The sequence below is a fragment of the Corynebacterium ulcerans genome (assembly GCF_000767685.1).
In the GTDB taxonomy this organism is placed as follows: Bacteria; Actinomycetota; Actinomycetes; order Mycobacteriales; family Mycobacteriaceae; genus Corynebacterium; species Corynebacterium ulcerans.
Window position 1 is genome coordinate 706,611 of sequence record NZ_CP009622.1, and the last position, 16,583, is coordinate 723,193.

Annotated in this window: 18 protein-coding genes and 1 tRNA gene; 7 read left to right on the top strand and 12 right to left on the bottom strand. The window is 54.0% G+C overall.

The window, feature by feature from the left end:
* Positions 1–120 precede the first annotated feature (120 nt).
* The 5 genes from CULFRC11_RS03280 to CULFRC11_RS03300 are packed head-to-tail and all read right to left on the bottom strand — an operon-like array spanning position 121 to position 5,888.
* Positions 121–1,527 (bottom strand): MATE family efflux transporter, encoded by a 1,407-nt coding sequence (locus CULFRC11_RS03280; protein WP_038620411.1) that lies wholly within the window; start codon positions 1,525–1,527, stop codon positions 121–123.
* Positions 1,518–2,588, bottom strand: coding sequence for a cysteine synthase family protein (locus CULFRC11_RS03285; protein ID WP_038620414.1), 1,071 nt, complete (start codon positions 2,586–2,588; stop codon positions 1,518–1,520). The genes CULFRC11_RS03280 and CULFRC11_RS03285 overlap by 10 nt, the downstream gene beginning before the upstream one ends.
* On the bottom strand, positions 2,585–3,943 hold the full coding sequence (locus CULFRC11_RS03290) for an alanine racemase (RefSeq protein WP_038620417.1): 1,359 nt from the start codon (positions 3,941–3,943) through the stop codon (positions 2,585–2,587). Before CULFRC11_RS03290 ends, CULFRC11_RS03285 begins: the two co-directional genes overlap by 4 nt.
* On the bottom strand, positions 3,937–4,923 hold the full coding sequence (locus tag CULFRC11_RS03295; RefSeq protein ID WP_023635353.1) for an ornithine cyclodeaminase: 987 nt from the start codon (positions 4,921–4,923) through the stop codon (positions 3,937–3,939). The genes CULFRC11_RS03290 and CULFRC11_RS03295 overlap by 7 nt, the downstream gene beginning before the upstream one ends.
* Positions 4,920–5,888 (bottom strand): TauD/TfdA family dioxygenase, encoded by a 969-nt coding sequence (locus CULFRC11_RS03300; RefSeq protein WP_023635354.1) that lies wholly within the window; start codon positions 5,886–5,888, stop codon positions 4,920–4,922. Before CULFRC11_RS03300 ends, CULFRC11_RS03295 begins: the two co-directional genes overlap by 4 nt.
* A gap of 189 nt (positions 5,889–6,077) precedes the next feature.
* Between CULFRC11_RS03300 and CULFRC11_RS03305 the strand changes: the two genes are divergently transcribed.
* The 5 genes from CULFRC11_RS03305 (at position 6,078) to CULFRC11_RS03325 (ending at position 11,918) form a co-directional block, all read left to right on the top strand.
* A complete protein-coding gene (locus tag CULFRC11_RS03305) occupies positions 6,078–7,610 on the top strand; it encodes an ABC transporter substrate-binding protein (protein ID WP_023635355.1) in 1,533 nt (510 codons plus the stop codon).
* A 3-nt stretch (positions 7,611–7,613) separates the two neighbouring features.
* The gene (locus CULFRC11_RS03310) at positions 7,614–8,570 is read left to right on the top strand and encodes an ABC transporter permease (protein WP_023635356.1); all 957 of its coding nucleotides are present in this window, start codon (positions 7,614–7,616) and stop codon (positions 8,568–8,570) included.
* The gene (locus tag CULFRC11_RS03315) at positions 8,567–9,343 is read left to right on the top strand and encodes an ABC transporter permease subunit (protein ID WP_023635357.1); all 777 of its coding nucleotides are present in this window, start codon (positions 8,567–8,569) and stop codon (positions 9,341–9,343) included. Before CULFRC11_RS03310 ends, CULFRC11_RS03315 begins: the two co-directional genes overlap by 4 nt.
* On the top strand, positions 9,340–10,830 hold the full coding sequence (locus CULFRC11_RS03320; RefSeq protein WP_038620420.1) for an ABC transporter ATP-binding protein: 1,491 nt from the start codon (positions 9,340–9,342) through the stop codon (positions 10,828–10,830). The genes CULFRC11_RS03315 and CULFRC11_RS03320 overlap by 4 nt, the downstream gene beginning before the upstream one ends.
* 428 nt (positions 10,831–11,258) lie before the next feature.
* Positions 11,259–11,918 carry a hypothetical protein gene (locus CULFRC11_RS03325; RefSeq protein ID WP_023635359.1) on the top strand — a complete coding sequence of 220 codons (660 nt, stop codon included), beginning with the start codon at positions 11,259–11,261 and terminating at the stop codon, positions 11,916–11,918.
* A gap of 229 nt (positions 11,919–12,147) precedes the next feature.
* On the opposite strand, the gene CULFRC11_RS03330 is transcribed toward CULFRC11_RS03325, so the two are convergent.
* The 4 genes from CULFRC11_RS03330 to CULFRC11_RS03340 all read right to left on the bottom strand — a co-directional run bounded on the left by CULFRC11_RS03330 (position 12,148) and on the right by CULFRC11_RS03340 (position 13,506).
* Positions 12,148–12,348 (bottom strand): hypothetical protein, encoded by a 201-nt coding sequence (locus CULFRC11_RS03330; RefSeq protein WP_013911052.1) that lies wholly within the window; start codon positions 12,346–12,348, stop codon positions 12,148–12,150.
* Positions 12,349–12,370: 22 nt separating this feature from the next.
* On the bottom strand, positions 12,371–12,772 hold the full coding sequence (locus CULFRC11_RS11215; RefSeq protein ID WP_051373192.1) for a hypothetical protein: 402 nt from the start codon (positions 12,770–12,772) through the stop codon (positions 12,371–12,373).
* Between the two features lie 29 nt (positions 12,773–12,801).
* Complete coding sequence (locus CULFRC11_RS11220; RefSeq protein WP_144245012.1) at positions 12,802–13,215, bottom strand: hypothetical protein; 414 nt, start codon at positions 13,213–13,215, stop codon at positions 12,802–12,804.
* A gap of 218 nt (positions 13,216–13,433) precedes the next feature.
* Positions 13,434–13,506: transfer RNA gene (locus CULFRC11_RS03340), tRNA-Arg, on the bottom strand.
* Between the two features lie 181 nt (positions 13,507–13,687).
* Between CULFRC11_RS03340 and CULFRC11_RS03345 the strand changes: the two genes are divergently transcribed.
* Together CULFRC11_RS03345 and cobF are read left to right on the top strand one after the other, a co-directional pair.
* Positions 13,688–13,966 (top strand): cg0963 family protein, encoded by a 279-nt coding sequence (locus tag CULFRC11_RS03345; protein ID WP_013911058.1) that lies wholly within the window; start codon positions 13,688–13,690, stop codon positions 13,964–13,966.
* A 6-nt stretch (positions 13,967–13,972) separates the two neighbouring features.
* Entirely contained in the window at positions 13,973–14,728 is a 756-nt protein-coding gene (cobF, locus tag CULFRC11_RS03350; RefSeq protein WP_023635360.1) for a precorrin-6A synthase (deacetylating), read from the top strand.
* Here the strand turns inward: cobF and CULFRC11_RS03355 are convergent.
* From CULFRC11_RS03355 to CULFRC11_RS03365, 3 genes are read right to left on the bottom strand one after another with little or no spacing between them, the layout of a single operon-like run.
* A complete protein-coding gene (locus CULFRC11_RS03355; protein ID WP_013911060.1) occupies positions 14,725–14,976 on the bottom strand; it encodes a mycoredoxin in 252 nt (83 codons plus the stop codon). The genes cobF and CULFRC11_RS03355 overlap by 4 nt on opposite strands.
* A gap of 18 nt (positions 14,977–14,994) precedes the next feature.
* Positions 14,995–15,522 carry a dihydrofolate reductase gene (locus CULFRC11_RS03360; protein ID WP_023635361.1) on the bottom strand — a complete coding sequence of 176 codons (528 nt, stop codon included), beginning with the start codon at positions 15,520–15,522 and terminating at the stop codon, positions 14,995–14,997.
* A complete protein-coding gene (locus CULFRC11_RS03365) occupies positions 15,522–16,322 on the bottom strand; it encodes a thymidylate synthase (RefSeq protein ID WP_115236753.1) in 801 nt (266 codons plus the stop codon). Before CULFRC11_RS03365 ends, CULFRC11_RS03360 begins: the two co-directional genes overlap by 1 nt.
* Positions 16,323–16,583: the final 261 nt, after the last annotated feature.

The window sequence follows — 16,583 nt, forward strand, 5'->3', positions numbered from 1 at the left end:
GTGTTGGCGTCTTAAATGAATTTTTGAGGCATATACGTAGAGAAAAGAAGATTGGTAGCTGTTCCTGAATCACAGGACAGCTACCAATCTTTGTCGTATGTGTACCCGCAGGTAGCGGGTCTACGTTTCTTCTAAAGCCTGGGTTTTTCGTAGGAAGGTAGTCCATAAAAGGAATGCCGACGTTGCTAGTCCGGCGACTAGACCCCACCAGATTCCATGGGGGCCGAGATGAAAACCGTAGGCAAACGCTAGGGCAGCGGGAAGCCCTACAACCCAATAGCCTACGAGGGAAGCTTTAAGGCCTGTTGAGGTGTCATTGATGCCGCGTAACGCCCCGATTGCTACGTTTTGGCCAGTGTCTACGAACTCCATGAGGGTGCCGATCATGAGCAAAGACACCGCGAGAGCCAGTGCTTCGGGGGTGGCATCGCGCATAAAAGGACGGAGTACAAATTCGGGTGTGAAAAGGAAAAAAATCGCGGATATGGATACGACCCCCATCATGGTGGCTAGCGCTTGCAGGCCGATACGTCGGGAGAGGTGGACGTCGTGAAGCCCAAATGCACGACTGACCAATATTGAGCTGCCGTGGGAAAAACCGATTCCGATTTGGAAAACAATGAACGTAACTTGGTACACCACATTGTGGGCCGCAAGAGCATCCGCGCCGAAAGACCCCATGATGAGGGCTAAGACCGAAAACATGCCGGCTTCCGCGCCGTAGGTGGCTGAGACCGGAGCACCTAAACGCAGCTGAGTGCGTAGCTGCGGTAGGAGCTGGGAGCGGAATGAGGTTGCGTCGCGACGCCAAAAGTCGATGGCATGGAACGAGTTAATGTCGGGATTTCTGTTGATTAAGACGAAATAAGCGGCTGCAGACGTGCAGTGAACGAGCGTGGTGGATAGGCCGATTCCTACCAAGCCAAGCTCGGGAAACGGCCCGTAGCCAAAGGCGAAAGCAAAGTTCAGCAAAGCGTTGACAACGACCATGGCGAGGGTGATCCCCAAGAGGGATTGCGGTTTGCCTAGTCCTACGCAAAACTGCCGTGACACTTGAAACCAGAGACACGGAATGAGGCCAGGCGCTAGAGCCCACATCATGGGGATAGCGGCGTCAGTAACCGCTGACGGCTGGCCGAAGAATGGCAGTGCGTAACTAATCAGGACGAGAAGGATTGCACCAATAATCCCGCTCGCTGTTGCTAAGAACAGGCCAGTGCGCGTGAGATTGCGAATCTCTTGTTGCAGCTCAGTGCTGGGATTATGCTCGTATCGCGCATGGACTTGCGCAATACGGTTGCCCAAGGGAGTGAGAAGCCCGACCGCCATCGTGCGAATTTGGTTAAACCAGATCACCGCCAGACCGCCACCTGCCAGGGCCGCAACGCTGAGATATCCCATCACGATGGTATCCGTAGTGGATAACGCGATGTTAGCCAGCTGAGTTCCAGCTAGGGGGAGGGAAAGCCGTAGAAGTTGCCTCTGCAAAGAGCCGGGATCTTGTGAACCAGAGCTAGCTAGACGCACGTTTTTTCCTTTGACCAAGAGACTCGGGTGAGTTTTAGCGGGGCAGGGGATTCTCCCTCACGCAATGCCGTTATATGCTTCCAGATTTGTTCCTCAAGGTCGGAATCAAGCAGGTTATGAGAGTGCATCCACGAGTCATTGAAGACAGTATCTAAGTATTTTTCGCCGCCATCGCAGACCATGGTTACTGACGTGGAGCCAGCCGGCAGCGTAGGAAGCAACTCTAATGCAGCAATAACGGCTCCGCCGGCGGAACCCCCGAGGAGCAGTCCGGTGTGCTTTGCTATCGTCCGGCAAGCCGCGAAAGCAGCGATGTCAGAGACTTTTGCCCCCACATCGAGGAGATCATAGCGCACCGCAGTGCCGATAACGGCTCCCTCAGGAGTACCAGTACCCGATTGCCGATAGTCATGCGCGGGTCCGCCAAAAGCGATTGACCCTTCAGGTTCTACCCCTATAGTGTGTGGCCGATAGCCCAGCTCATTAAGTCGTTCGGTCACCCCGAACAGGCTCCCTCCTGTGCCCACCGCGCTGATCAGATGCGACGGACAGTGTCCGAGCGTTTCTATGATTTCATCTGCGGCGGGGTAGTAGCCCTTGGAGTTGGCCTCGTTGTCGTGTTGCTTCATAAAAACCCATCCGGGTTGTTGGCCAAGTTCTTCGGCGTAGTCCTCGCGCGCTGAGGTCGCAAGCGCGTCATCGCCTTCTGCAGCAACGTATTCGAGGTGAGTGTCCATTGCACTCATGGCATTGAGTTTGTCTTTACAGGAGTGATTATCCACCACAGCCACAAATTTATAGCCGCGCTCAACCGCAAGAATCGCCAGACCTTGCCCCGTGTTTCCTGAGGTCGACTCGACAATCGTGCCGCCAGCCTGGAGCCTGCCCTCTGCTTCTGCGGCATTGATCATGGATTCTGCCATGCGAATCTTTGCGCTTCCGGAAGGGTTAAATTGTTCGAGCTTGAGCAAGACTCGGCTTCCGGAAGGTGTAGCGACGAGCTCGAACAACGGGGTGTTGCCAATGAGCTGGGATACGCGGGTAACAACGGTGTTGGTCATGAAAAATCCTCCGTGAAGTGATGATGTGGGGTAGCGGAAAAGACAAATTTTTTGGGAGGCTCTTTGCCGTGAAACGCGGATTCGTTGGAATCCATTTGATAGCCCGCCGTATCGGGGTAGACCAGAATGTCACCGGGTTGGGGACGATCGGGGAAGCGGATAAACCTCCGGCTTAGGTAATCGCCATCCAGGCAGGTAGATCCCGCCACGGCGGAGCTCGTGGGTTCACCTTGATCAAGGATTCTCCCCGCACGGATGAGATACGGATCCGGGTAATACTCGGAGTCAAACCACTGCTCAGACAGGCTAAGGCTGGTGCCTTCTACAACGGTTACGTTTCCCTCTGCGTTGGGAAGCCTATGACAGGAGAGTACGGGAAAATAGCTTGCTCCTGCTGCCTGGCACAAGCTTCTTCCCGGCTCGGCCAGTAGCGTGATTCCGTGGGCAATGGCCCTGTCTTTAACGCTTGTCTTTCCTCGGGTGAGGATATGCCGTAGCGCCTCTGCGCCTGCGCAGTCGGAGGCAAAAGGATATTGGTCACCAGGAATTTTTCCGGTGACAAACATGAAAGGCATAAGCTGCTCGGTCACGGTATCCCACAGTTGCGGGGAGACGCTCGATGTTGGGAATCCACCGCCGATAGATACAACTGAAGCCGGAGACCATTCTCTCAGTTTAAGCACGGTGTCTATCGCCGTATGAGACATCTGAATACGTTCGTCTACGTCGTATCCATTGCAATGAAAACTCACACCAATGATGCTCACAGGAAGTCCTCGGTGGTGACCAGACTCTAACGACTGCGCTAGGGCGTAACTTTCTTCGGTGCTCATGCCAAAGCGTGTGTGTGGTCCGCGAGAACTAAGACGGAGCATGATCCTAAGCTTTTTTATCGGCTGTATATCGTGCATGACCCTGGCTATCGCGTCAAGGTCCTCAGGCCTAGAGACCGTGAGAAGAGAACCGTGGTAGGTAGCAAGCCGGATAAGGTCAGCGGTTGGCGTTGGGCCGGTAACCACGAGTTGTTTCCCGGGCACTCCTGCGCAGAGAGCAGCGTGGAACTCGTCGGTGCTGGCAACGTCGATTCCGGCGTCGTATCCCTGGGCACATATATCGGCGAGGCACCGAGCAAAGCATCCGGATTTGTTGGATTTCTTGCCAAAGCGCAGACCAAAAGCGATTCCGGTGTCTGCAGCGGTGCCGAGCCAGTGTTTCGCGGTGTCTGTGAAAGCGCGCGGGTACAGGACATGGAAAGGCCCACGGGCGACATGCGCGATGCTTTCCAAGGTCGGTGAATGCGCTAATTCTTCTTGCCATGCGGGGACCGGCATACGGCAAACGGGAGCAGCTACCATAGGTCCACCTCCACCCCGCGGTTTTGTTCTATGGCTGCGGCCGCGAAAACAGAACCCACTGCGATGTCTGTAAGGACAAGGCCGCTGTTGTAGCAGAAAGTAATGCCTGACGACGCCCCCAATGGGCTCTGGTCAGCTAAAAGCGTGGGAAGCTCGGCAGTTATTTCAGGCATGACACCTTGCTCATCTGCAAAGTCTGTTCCGGTGAGATGCATCTGCTGCTCGCTTGTGGTGATAATCCGCTCCGCTTGATGGCAGACGCTGGCATCGATGCCATGACCCACCACCACGACGGTGGCATGTTCTTGGAGATCCTGGGCGGTAACCACCGCGGGAGTATCGGGCCCGGCCGCTCCAATAACAAGATCACATTCACGTGCTACTGGCGCAGAGTTATCGACCAGATCAACGGTGATCTCCCTTCCTAGTGACGTTGCTGTTTTAAGCGCAAGGTCCTTTGCTTTTTTCACACTATCCGGGTGATGCCCTGAGAGTATGAGCCGGGACAAGGTGGGAAATTCTGTGAGTAGGAAGGGGGAGGCTTGTTGTCCTTGGACCCCTGAACCGATAACGAGTGCCGATGTAGGTCTGCATCCGGCGGCTCGTGCCAAAAGTGCAGATACGGCGGGGGTTCTTAACGCGCCGATGGGGGCACCATCCATCATGGCGATGGGGGCGCCGGTGGTGTCGTCGTAAAGCGTGAGTGTAGTTGCGTAGGATTTTTCGCGGTGCCCGTCGACGTTGCGTGGTTTCCAATGTGTGAAAGAAGTCTTAAAACCCACGGTAGATAGCGCCGAGCTGCGGCCCAGCATCGAGTAGCTCACGCTGGTGGGTACCTTGACTGTGATTTTCTCGGGGCATTCGGCACTCCCGTGCCCCAGTTCTGTAAGTGCAGTACGTACGGCGTTGAGAACTGATTGGGGCTCGACTACAACGTGGGAGAGATCTGTACTGCGGAGTATACGGAGTGTGCTGGTCATAGGACCTGCCCATCGATGCAACGGATGCGCTGTCCGTAACCGGGTTCCGCTGATTCAGTGGTTAAACGCTGGGTATTGTGCTCCATCATATTAATGCGGAGCATCCAACGGTCGGTCCCGTTATAGTCTGCCGTGAAAGGGACTCGGCCGTGTACGCAGGTGTCATTGTTGATGATTACTAGCTGCCCTGGTGCAATAGGTACTGAATATGTCACGGAATCGAGTGCTGCGGCGAGTTTTTCATAGGCTTGCCACCAGCGCCGTGACCCGGTTGAACGATCAGTGTAAGCGGGATCAAAGCGCAAACCGAGACCATGGTCGCGTTCCCATACAGCAGTCATGGAGTCTGGGGCGGAGTTGTCAAAGTCAGAGTAGGAGTCGTCGGGCAGGATGACCGCGCCGGGAGTCATAAGGATTTTGCGGGAATCCGAATCTAAGCGTTTCCAGGCTTGATCACAAGGAGCTAGAGTCGTCCCTACTTTTTTGGGGTTGCGGAGTCCAAACAGTGCAAAGTGAGTGGAACGCCGAGGATGAAAAGCATCCTCGGTATGCAAGGTGAGCGGGGTGCTGCTGCTGGCACCCACCTGTTGTGCTTCTTGGCCTTTGGTAGGCACGAGATCTGTAATGAGGCGTCCTTCTTGCTGTCCTAGCCAGCCGAAGGGACGTCCCACCGCGGATGCCACTATGGCAAGCATGAATCGCCACGTTCGGACTTTGCCGCGGCATTCTTGCCACGAGGCCGGGGTGGGTCCGTTGACTGCGGGGAAGGGGAGTCCCGAAATGAGGGTGGCGTGTTGGCGTGGATCGAGGCAGATAACGTCGCGTAGATCGGCGAGTTCATTGTCAAGAAGCGTATCGATAGCTGCGGCAGATTCAGGACTGTTAACGGACGAGAGTGCGGCGAGTTCGTCGGCAGACTTAATCAACTGGTGTGAGAGCGCATGATCTATAAAGATTTTTTGCATGAAGGTGAGGCTAACCTTTTTGCAATCATGCGTAAAGACTTAAATGATATTTATTTCCAATTTCGCTGGTGGGGCGGGTTACATTTAGGACAGCCTTGCCAGATCATTCCAGGCGTGGGAAGATGGCCTGCGGTTCTTTAAGTCAAATTAAAAATATTTGTTGGAATTCCGAAACAATCAGGGTGGAAAATGAGCAACCTTTCTCGTCGCCAGTTCTTAACCAGCATCGCGGCGCTCGGCCTCGGAGCCTTTACCGTGGCGAGCTGCACTTCGGGCAACACCTCAAACAATGGTTCGTCGGGGAAAAACTCGGAGGCCTCGGGAAAGGTCCTTAAAGTCGGCGCACTAGGTAAGACCGCAAGTGCTCAGCGAGACCCCTATAAGCTGCTGCCCAATGATTCCGACATGCTTATCTGCTCTCTCATCTGGGAGGCTCTGACGGTTCCCGGCGCAGACAAGATTGTTGCCCCACGCCTCATGGAACAGTGGAAGCAGCTTAATCCCATGGAATGGGAGTTCACCATCGCCGCTGGCGCAAAGTTCCACGATGGTTCTGCAGTCACACCTAAAGACGTGGTGTGGTCGCTGACGAAGATGCTTTCCGACGAAGCCAATGGTTTTAGACTCCCCGTGGAACCAGAGTCCATCGTCGCTTCGGGCGAACGCGCCGTGCGCATGAAGACGGCGACCCCCAACAGCCAACTGCCGATGCTCGCACGCCTGATGACTTTTGTAATGAAGGAAGGCTCCTCGCCGGAGAAGCCAGTGGGATCAGGCCCCTTCCAGCTGATGAGCTGGGATAATGGATCGGCAAAGCTGAAGCGATTCGATGACTATCACGGCACGGTAGCAGGCTTTGAAGAGATCCACGTTGTTCCTTTTGAAGACACCACGGCTATGACCAACGCACTGCTCGCTGGACAGATTGATCTTGCACAGGCCGTAGGCCCTATTGCGGCGCGGTCTGCAGAAAACAACGATAATGTTCAGATCATTAAGCGTTCTCACGACTCCGTGATTCCTTTGATCATGCGCACGTCCGATGGGCCTTTTGCCGATCCGAAAGTCCGCGAGGCCCTGCGCCTAGGCGTTGATCGTGAGCAGGTAGTGCAGCGGGCGTTGTCAGGATACGGCAGCGTTGCTCATGACATCCTGGGTACCGGTGACCCCAATATCGATTCATCACTGGTGCGCCACCGTGATGTGGAGAAAGCAAAGACATTGCTGGATCAAGCCGGTTTTGATACCTCCAAGACCTACGATCTTTTTGTCACCCCAGAAGCTCCCGGCCAGGTCGAAGCGATGAAGGTTATCGCCGAGCAGCTGGGGGAGATTGGGGTGCGCATTAAGGTGGTAGAGCAGGAGTCTGGCCAATTTTATGACAGCACCTGGACCAAAGCGGACCTGTATTGCGGCTACTGGGGAACCAACGATTCTGTGCTCTTCTTTGCTGGAAAAGTACTTAACGGGGCAGCTAAATCAAACGAGTCCAACTTCCACGATGCCGAGTTCGATGCTGCTTATGCTGAACTGCTCGCGTCTACCGATCAGGCAAAGATTGATCAGCTCAGCAAAAAACTCCAAAAAATTGAGTTCGAGCGTGGCGGCTACTTGGTCTGGGGCGCATCAGACGGCGTGGACATTGCTGCCAAAGGCCTGTCCGGTTTGCCCAAAGCTCCCGGTTACGGACGTGTTCTCCTAGAGACCGTAAAAAAGGCCTAAAACGTGCCAAAAGCAGTTTCCCGTGCTTGTACCTGGCTTTTTCCACGGCTCGCTATTCGCGCGGGTGCACTGCTCGTGGTTTTAGGTCTTGTCTTTTTGGCTATCGATCGACTTCCAGGAAATGCAGCAGCCGCGCTTTTGGGCGCAAACCGAACCCCCGAGGCGATCGCTAGTCTCGAACAAAGCCTGGGGTTAGACCGACCTCCCGCGACGCGATTTCTCCACTGGCTAGGGAAAGCGTTGACCGGTGACTTTGGGGTATCTGTTCACGGAAGGCCTATCTCCGAGCTCTTGGCCACGGCCTTGCCAGTCACAATCACCACCACGGGAATCGCCTTTGTGCTTACCGCGGTCCTATCGATCGCAACCTCTATCTGGTGGGTTCAGCGGCCACCTCGGTCGGGGCTGTCCCGGGGATTAGAGTGGGCGTCGACAAGCATTATTGCGCTCCCGGAATTCGTGATCGGTGTCTTTCTCGTGGCGGTGTTCGCCCTGGGGCTAGGGGTGCTGCCAGCCGTCACGATTATCGACGGCGGCCTACCCAGCTCAATGGCTATGTACGTGTTGCCCGTGCTCGCGCTTGTGATACCTCAGGTTGCGTGGAATTCCAGAGTGCTACGCGCAGCGCTTATCGACGCCACCTCCACGCGACCTGTCCAAAGCGCCGTCCTTGCGGGAATCACGGGTACGAGCCTGCTACGACGACACGTGCTGCCGTTGGCGATTCCTAGCTTTGCCACCTCAATGGCAACTTCGGCCGGTGTTCTCATTGCTGGCACAGTCTCAGTAGAAGCGCTCTTTAACCACCCTGGCGTGGGGTTACTCGTGGCCACGGCCGTTTCTCAGCGCGATGTTTCCGTGCTGCTGGCGGTCCTGGCGACGACTGGCGCACTGATCCTCCTCCTACTGACGATGGCGGACATTCTCAAAGTCGTGTGCACCCCGAAAGTGAATGTATGACACGGAAAATACTTGCACTGCTCGTATTAGCTACAGCCATATGCGGGCCGCTCGTCACCCAGCTTTTTCATCTGCCCGCGCCGACTGCGGCGGCAGGCCTGCCCTTTGATACAGCAGGAAATAGCGCATTATTGGGTACTGACCATCTGGGGCGCAACGTAGTCAGTGCTGTACTGCATGGAGGACAAGCGCTTATCCTCACCGCTGTGGTTGCAGGAACGTTGACCACAGCGGTAGGGGCTGTCGTCGGCTGCTTTGGTGTTTTAAGGCCAAAGTTAGGCTTCATCGTAGAGACAAGCGCCGACGCCACGATCTTGGTGCCAGCGGTTATCGTGCTTCTGCTTGTCTCCGTGCTGTATCCGGATTCTGGCCTATGGCTTTTGGTCGCAGTAGCAGTGGTCGTCGGTTCGCCCTACGCTGCACGGGTCATCGCTGCTGCAGCATACCCGGTAGCGCACTCGGGGTATGTCCAAGCTGCTCGTAACGCGGGGGCTTCTGATATCTCCGTGATTATGCGCGACATTTTGCCCAACATGTCTGCAGTAGTGCGTTCAGTATGGGGCTTAAGAGTGGTGGAGGCATTGCACCTACTAGCCGTGGCAAGCTTCCTTGGCGTGGGAGCCCGTTTGGGGGAGTTCGCCTGGTCAGCCATGGTGCGCGACAATGCCGGGGGAATCTCCCTCAACCCCTTTGCCGTCCTGGCTCCGGCAATCATGCTGGCGGTGGTATCCATCGCGGTCATGGCTTTGATAGGGAAGAAGGAGACCCGATGACAACGCCATCCAACGGCCCTCTTATTCGGGCAGATATCGCAGTGACTCTGGGGGCCAGTGAGCTTGTTCCCGCCACCTCAGTATGCGCCCAGGCTGGCAGCATTACGGCACTCGTTGGGCCTAGCGGATGCGGGAAGACCACCCTCTTGCTTGCCCTGATTGGAGAGACACCAGCGGGATCTGTGGTAACCGGGACTCTTTCCGTATGTGGAGTCGATCCCACTGGACTCAGTGCTGCGGAACGTGCGCGCTTTCGCCGCGAAGAAGTCGCCTTTGTGGGACAAGACCCAGGCGCCGAACTCCCACCTCTCATGACGATCCACGCGATGCTCACCGAGCTAGCTCCTACAGCGGATGTTCCAGAGCTCCTATGCAGCGTGGGACTACCCGCTGAAACTGCAGCAAAGCGCCTCCACCAACTTTCCGGTGGACAACAACGCCGAGTGGCCTTAGCCCGAGCACTTTCTAGGAAACCCCGCGTTATCGCGCTAGATGAGCCTTTTGCTGGTCTTGATCCCGTAACAGCCAAGACCATTGCATCCCTCCTACGCAGCGTGGCCGACTCCGGGGTTGCCATCATTATCACGGGGCACCGGCTTGGGGTTTTTCGCGATCTGCTGGATGCGCATGTTTATGTTGGCGATAAGGGGGCTGGGGATGCGGGTGTTGCTGCTGGTGGTGTGATTGGCGATGTGGCGGGTGCTGCCGGCGGTGCGACTGCTGATGCTGTTGGAGATGCGGCGCAGACTCTGCGCGGGGAATCGGCGGCAGGCATGGCGTTGCAGGAAGAGCCGAGCTTATGTTTGCGGGCCTCGGGCCTAAGCTATGCAACCGATGAGGGGACGACCCTTTTCTCAGACCTATCTTTTACCGTTGTGCCTGGCCGAATACTTGCCATTATGGGGGCATCTGGCAGTGGAAAATCAACACTGTTGAGGTGCTTAGTGGGAAGCAATCTTCAAGGACGAGGAACAGTGGAATGCAGCGGCATACACCGTGAGGCTTCCACACCGTGGCCGCGATCGCATGCGAAAAAATTGCAGATAATCCCTCAAGATCCGGCATCCACCCTTAACCCAAAGATGCGAGCTGTCGACGCGGTTGCTCGTGCCGTACGCGATGCCACTACCCAGAAGCGGTGGTTAGGGAGAGCAGGAAAACGGCGGATGATTGGCCGTAAAGAGGCTACGCAACAAGCGATAGAGCTGCTCGAACGCGTAGGCATATCTAGGGAACTTGCTTATCGCTTGCCTTCGGGACTTTCTGGTGGGCAACGACAACGCGTTGCCATTGCCCGAGCCCTAGCCACACAACCGGCAGTTCTCCTATGCGACGAGATAACCTCTGCGCTTGACCCAGAATCCGCAGCACGCGTAATGGCGGTGCTGCATGATTTGTGCCGCAGCGGGATAGGAGTTGTTTTTGTTACCCACGATGAACAACTCGTAGCGGAACATTGCGGGGAAAACAGCAGAGGTTTCCTCTGAGGCTGTTGTATTCGCATGTATTCGTCGTTTTTGAGAACGCTATCGGGAGTTCGTGTGTGAAAACGCCAGGTGGGGATTTCTAGCGTTCTCAAAAACGACAATTTTTGGGGAGGCGGGGTGCCGTAGCCTGCATTTCCATAGACAAAAGGGGACTTTGCGGCGTGATATGAGGAGTTTGTCTATGGAAATGCAGGCTCGGGAGGGATGCGTCCGGCTGTTCTTCAAACGGAGTGCGAAGGATTAAAGCTATTTTTCATCACTAGGAATCTGCCTGGGTTTTTAGCGTGAAAATCCTATTCAAACTGGTGTGGGATTTTTGTCTGCTGGGATGCGTAAAAAGAAGCACACAATCAATCTTAATTTTACATAAGCTAAGATTAAGTTTTATGGTATTTTTGGAAGAAATTACTATGAGTTAAGGGATATGTGTGAAAAGTTGGAAAAAGTTTCTTAGTGTGGCGCTGGCTGTGTCTTTATTTACCACTTCAACGCCGGCATTAGCCGAAGCGGAGATGCCACGTGCAGGGGATATGCTTGTCAAACCGTTCTCGGCTACATGGTTGGATAAAAAGTGTGAAGGGTTCTCTGCAGAAATCCAATCTATTCAAGTTAAAGGGCAGGAACAACGTCATGTTCCTGCGTTTTTGCGCGCGAAGCCAGCTTTGAATGATCTAGTTGAGACTCGCGTCAAGTTCACTAACAATAACTACGACAATGGTTTCGGCACTGGTACGCAGGCAGATGGTGAGGCTCACCTTGTTGGAGATCCTCTGGTGATGAAAAACGGTCAGGCATTCACCATTGAACCTAGGCCTGCACTGGAATGGTCGAACCCTGATAAGAACAAGAATTTCATCCTTGGACATGGTGACTCGGTAACGTTTACGTACAGACACATTGTTACAGAAGATGACTTGGCCAATCGGAGTGTGCCGGAGGGGCCGAACTATCCTATAAGCAGTTCGCCGAGTGGGACACCTGCATGTGTTGTGTCTCCGGAGGGTGTATATGGCTGGTCTTCTCTTGCTAATGCTCTTCCTGGCCTGGTTGATTTTTTTAGGTCGATTTTTTTGTTCTTTAGACGTTAAAGTTTGAGGTAGATGAGCGGAACGCTTCTGCGTTGGTTGTATTCCATCGTGGAAGCGTTCCATATTTTTATAGCTTTGTGTCCTGCTATTAGGGACACCCCTGTTAAGCAAGAAGATTTCAATGGCCACGAATCTAGCTTTACCAGCTCATAGGGATCCCACTAGTAGAGGCTGATTTTGGGCTAGGAGGAGTTCAGACCATGCTTACGAGGCATATAAATACAACGATTTAGGCTGCGGAAAAGTAGCGAGAATGGGATTTTCGTATATGCTCTTCGCTTTTTCCGAGTACTGCCACAATTTCAAGATCTGGATCGTGGTTCTCTTTATCAAGTTTGAGACGCATTTTTGTAGCTTCAACAAAAGAATCGAAGGCTTGGATGTCAAGGACGCCGCTACGGCGCTGATATTTAATCAGAAATGAAGACATCGAACTTACCTCTTGCTCTAGCTTACTTTGTACGGATTTGCTTTATTGCGCTATGGATGCGGTTCATTATGTCATATGCAGACTGGCGTAGTTCCTTCAACTCTTGAGTTGTTTTGCCTTTTACATCTGAAAGTTCTTCTACCCGCCTAGCAAGGGTCGACAAATCATGTAATTCTCTTACCATTTTATCTGCACCAGAAGGTATTTCGGCGCCTTCATGGAGGTACCTGATGTCTCGGCCAAGTACGTCGCCGGCTTCTTCATACAGGTTGGCCCATTTTGATTGTAACGCGGTCCGGATTTGTAATTCAGCCCGTCCTGCAGCTGATCGTATGTGTAAGTGAACGGCACGATATCCGGAGTGTGGCTCCAGCCGAAAATCTTTAACGTCTACTCTAGTTGCGCCTGCTTCACGGATGTTCATGGCAAAAGTATTCGGCAAGTTCGAGTTGCTCAGATAAAGACATATCTACAGTCAAATCGGATACCGGCTACATCATGAATATTTAGTACGGGAGTGGTCTTCAATCTTCGCAGCTTCACTAACAGAGTGTCTTTGGTCTTAACTCGAGCAGTGAGGACATAAGCGTCTGAATCCGGTTCTATGGAGGAATCAACAGATTCCTCCATAGGGCGAAGGAGACATCCAATAGCGTTTTGGATAATTCTAATGAGCTCTTCGATCAATTCTGCGTTATATGCTAAGAACTCATCGAGGACGTCAGAATTAAATTTTTCTCCGTCCCGCCATTGGCTACCCTGCTTATTAACTTGGGTCTTTGAAAACGGAGGCTTTCTGCTTAGGAATGTAGAGTGCATGGATGGCGGTTGTTCGCCTCCGTGGTTGTAGATACTGTCACTCTTCATGTCAAAAGTTTTAGCATGCTCCGTCCTGAACATCAGGAATTCGTGTGTTCGCGGAAGAGCCTACCCCGGGAAACTGTCTGTGCTGAGAGACTCCTAGATGGGGAGGCTAGCGCATGGGAGAATATATATCCCACGATAAAGCATCCCGAAAAGCCCAAAACAGCAAAAATAAAATCCTCTTCTACCCATAAAGTGCAGGTAAAAGAGGTTCTTAAAAGTGCCCCAGAGAGGAATCGAACCTCCGACACCGGCTTTAGGAGAGCCGTGCTCTATCCACTGAGCTACTAGGGCGCAAAGGCATCGAGGAAGATCATGGAGATCTAAGAGCCTTCGGCAAAAAGAATACCGCACACTGCTAGGAAGTTAAGAATTGGCTGGTATTGGGAAGTGAAAAGCTTCCCGCAAGTGTGCTTTGGCCTCTATGCTGGAAGCAGTTGCTCGTTGAGAGATTCAAAGTGTGGAGGAAAATGTCATGACTGACAAGCACCCTATTTTTCACGATGTTGAGCGTCGTGCCATTACCGCGACTGTGGTTGAGGAAAAAGGAACTGCCGTTCTTGCTCTTGATGAGACTACAGAGGACGGAACCAGCCGTCGGATTTTAACGCTTAATAAGTTTGATGCAAAGCAGCTGTCTGCAGTGTGTGATCGCTACCTTCATCAGCAGCATTCCATCGATTATGCCAACGTGAACGCTCTTCTCACCGAGGTTGATCGCGCTGCTTTGTACGATGATGAAGACGACGAATAAACAACTGTGCGCACAATACTTGTTATAGGAATTGGCGCAGGTAGCCCCGAGTTTTTGACCTTGCAGGCAATCTCGGGGCTTCGTCGCGCTCAAGCGGTGGTCGCGCTTGATAAGGGGGAGACCAAATCGGATCTGCTGGCTTTACGCCAGGGGATTGTGGATGCGCATGCGCCAGGAACGCCGATTGTGGCGGTGACCGATCCGGAGCGGGATCGTGACCCTAAGGATTACGATGCAGAGGTACTGCGCTGGCATAAAGAGCGCGCGAACCTCCTTGCAGAGGCGATCCGGGGTGCATCTTCGGAGGGCGGGACCGTAGCGTTTCTTGTGTGGGGAGATCCCTCACTTTATGACTCCACATTGCGGATCATCGAGCATATGCAGAAGCTCGAGGACCTTGAGTGCGCTGTTGAGGTAATCCCCGGGATTACCGCTGTTCAGGTTCTTACTGCGGCGCACGGGATTCTGCTCAACCGCATCGGCGAGGCTATTCATATCACCACGGGACGCAATCTTGCGTCTACGTCGGAAAAAGATCGCCGGAATTGCGTGGTCATGCTTGACGGCAAGTCGGCATGGATGGACGTTGCCACCGAGCACACTTACATGTGGTGGGGCGCTTTCCTAGGCACGCCACAGCAGACCATCCGGGAGGGATACGTCAAAGAGATCGGCGCGCAGGTCGCTGATCTGAAGCGAACGCTGCGCGCCGATCATGGGTGGATTATGGATACCTACTTGCTCCGTGAGCTGACGGATTAAGCGGTGAGTTCTTCCAGCTTGCGGCGAACGTCGGAGGCTGGAGGATTGGTCGCGGTGGTGCCGTCCGAGTACTTGACAGTGGGGACGATGCGGTTGCCGTTATTAACGGATTTGACCCATTCGGAGGCCTGGGCATCGGTCTCGACGTCGACAAGCGTAAACGGAGTGTTGGTGCGCTTGAGTGCACCGATGAGTCGCTGGCAGAAGGGGCACCAGTCGGCCGCGTAAATAGTTACGTGTTCTTTCATCCCACCATCATGACTGGTTCAGGGAGTGCGTCGCAACCTTTGGAATTTGTAGTGCAGCGGCTGTGGGGAAGTTGCTGCTTGGTAGTCTTCGTGCACTTTTCCGCTTATCGACGCCATCCACTCAGTTTCCGATACGATCTCAAACTCGGGGCCAAGCGCAGGGGCGGAAACCGCGGAGTCGCCGAGGACGTCGAGAAGCTCAATGCGCACGATGGTGCGTACTACTTCATCCACCTTAGGTAGGGTTGCCGCATAAATTTGTCCGCCTCCCATGACCCACGCGTCTGTGACGTCGGGTAGCTCGCTCACCACGCAGGCACCGGTGCTCCACTGACCAGCTGCGGAGCGGGAAAGTACGTAGTTGTTGCGCCCAGGCAGCGGGCGAAAGGCTGGCGGCAGTGACTCCCACGTCTTGCGTCCCATGATGACTGGGCAGCCAAGCGTGGTTTTTTTAAAATGAGCGAGATCCTCGGGCAGATGCCAGGGCATATCCACCCCATTGCCGATGACCCCGTCGCAGGACTGCGCCCAAATTGCCCGCAACATTAGACCGCGACCTCAGCGCGAATTGCTGGATGTGGGTCGTAGCCGATGACCTGGAAGTCCGCAAAGTCGTAGGAGAAGAGGTCCTTGGCCTTTGCTAGCTCTAACTGCGGGTAGGGGCGAGGCTCACGGGCGAGCTGGGTCTCCACTTGTTCGCGGTGATTGTCGTAGATATGGCAATCACCTCCGGTCCAGATGAACTCACCGACCTCCAAGCCCGCCTGTTGCGCAAACATATGCGTGAGCGCTGAGTAGGAGGCGATGTTGAAGGGCACACCTAGGAACATGTCCGCACTGCGCTGGTATAGCTGGCAGCTGAGCTTCCCATCTGCGACGTAGAGCTGGAACAACAGATGACAAGGAGGCAGTGCCATATTCTCTAGCTCCGCGACGTTCCACGCTGAGACAATATTGCGTCGGGAATCCGGATTATGCTTGAGCATGTCTAAAGCGCCGCTGATCTGGTCAACATGGGTGCCATGAGGCGTAGGCCAGCTGCGCCACTGCACGCCATACACGGGACCAAGCTCGCCTTCTTCGGAGGCCCATTCGTCCCAAATGTGGATGTTATTGTCTTGCAACCACTTGACGTTTGATGAGCCTTGCAGGAACCACAAGAGCTCGCCCACAACGCCTTTCCAATAAACCTTTTTTGTAGTGATCAGAGGGAAAGAATCGCTCAGATCAAAGCGCATTTGCTGTGCAAAAAGGCTCGTGGTTCCGGTGCCAGTGCGGTCATCCTTGTGAGATCCTTCAGAAAGAATTGTGCGCAGGAGGTCCTCGTAAGGTGTGGAGATCATGATGCCTGATCCTAGTCCACTTTCGTGGTGGCTTCCTAACTATTTCTCTAGGGTAGTTGGGAAAGATCAGTACAGGACTGCGTCACGTTAGTAGTTTAAAGTCCGTACGAGGGGTTTATTAACGTGGTGAAGACTCGTTGCGAAGGAACCCAAGCCTTCTTCAAATACTAGTTAACGATGTCGCAAAACCAGCTGCCGGACCTATCGGCACGGCTCAAAGCTCGTTGAGGTGTGCGTGGATTTGGACTACTGACGGTGCCTTGG

What these genes read in the sequence shown, in the direction of transcription:
- CULFRC11_RS03290 (WP_038620417.1), bottom strand. Translation starts at nt 3,943, where the DNA reads ATGGTAGCTGCTCCCGTTTGCCGTATGCCGGTCCCCGCATGGCAAGAA.
- CULFRC11_RS03345 (WP_013911058.1), top strand. Translation starts at nt 13,688, where the DNA reads ATGACTGACAAGCACCCTATTTTTCACGATGTTGAGCGTCGTGCCATT.
- CULFRC11_RS03355 (WP_013911060.1), bottom strand. Translation starts at nt 14,976, where the DNA reads ATGAAAGAACACGTAACTATTTACGCGGCCGACTGGTGCCCCTTCTGC.
- CULFRC11_RS03315 (WP_023635357.1), top strand. Translation starts at nt 8,567, where the DNA reads ATGACACGGAAAATACTTGCACTGCTCGTATTAGCTACAGCCATATGC.
- CULFRC11_RS03360 (WP_023635361.1), bottom strand. Translation starts at nt 15,522, where the DNA reads ATGTTGCGGGCAATTTGGGCGCAGTCCTGCGACGGGGTCATCGGCAAT.
- CULFRC11_RS03295 (WP_023635353.1), bottom strand. Translation starts at nt 4,923, where the DNA reads ATGACCAGCACACTCCGTATACTCCGCAGTACAGATCTCTCCCACGTT.
- CULFRC11_RS03300 (WP_023635354.1), bottom strand. Translation starts at nt 5,888, where the DNA reads ATGCAAAAAATCTTTATAGATCATGCGCTCTCACACCAGTTGATTAAG.
- CULFRC11_RS11215 (WP_051373192.1), bottom strand. Translation starts at nt 12,772, where the DNA reads ATGAACATCCGTGAAGCAGGCGCAACTAGAGTAGACGTTAAAGATTTT.
- CULFRC11_RS03285 (WP_038620414.1), bottom strand. Translation starts at nt 2,588, where the DNA reads ATGACCAACACCGTTGTTACCCGCGTATCCCAGCTCATTGGCAACACC.
- CULFRC11_RS03330 (WP_013911052.1), bottom strand. Translation starts at nt 12,348, where the DNA reads ATGTCTTCATTTCTGATTAAATATCAGCGCCGTAGCGGCGTCCTTGAC.
- CULFRC11_RS03320 (WP_038620420.1), top strand. Translation starts at nt 9,340, where the DNA reads ATGACAACGCCATCCAACGGCCCTCTTATTCGGGCAGATATCGCAGTG.
- CULFRC11_RS11220 (WP_144245012.1), bottom strand. Translation starts at nt 13,215, where the DNA reads ATGAAGAGTGACAGTATCTACAACCACGGAGGCGAACAACCGCCATCC.
- CULFRC11_RS03305 (WP_023635355.1), top strand. Translation starts at nt 6,078, where the DNA reads ATGAGCAACCTTTCTCGTCGCCAGTTCTTAACCAGCATCGCGGCGCTC.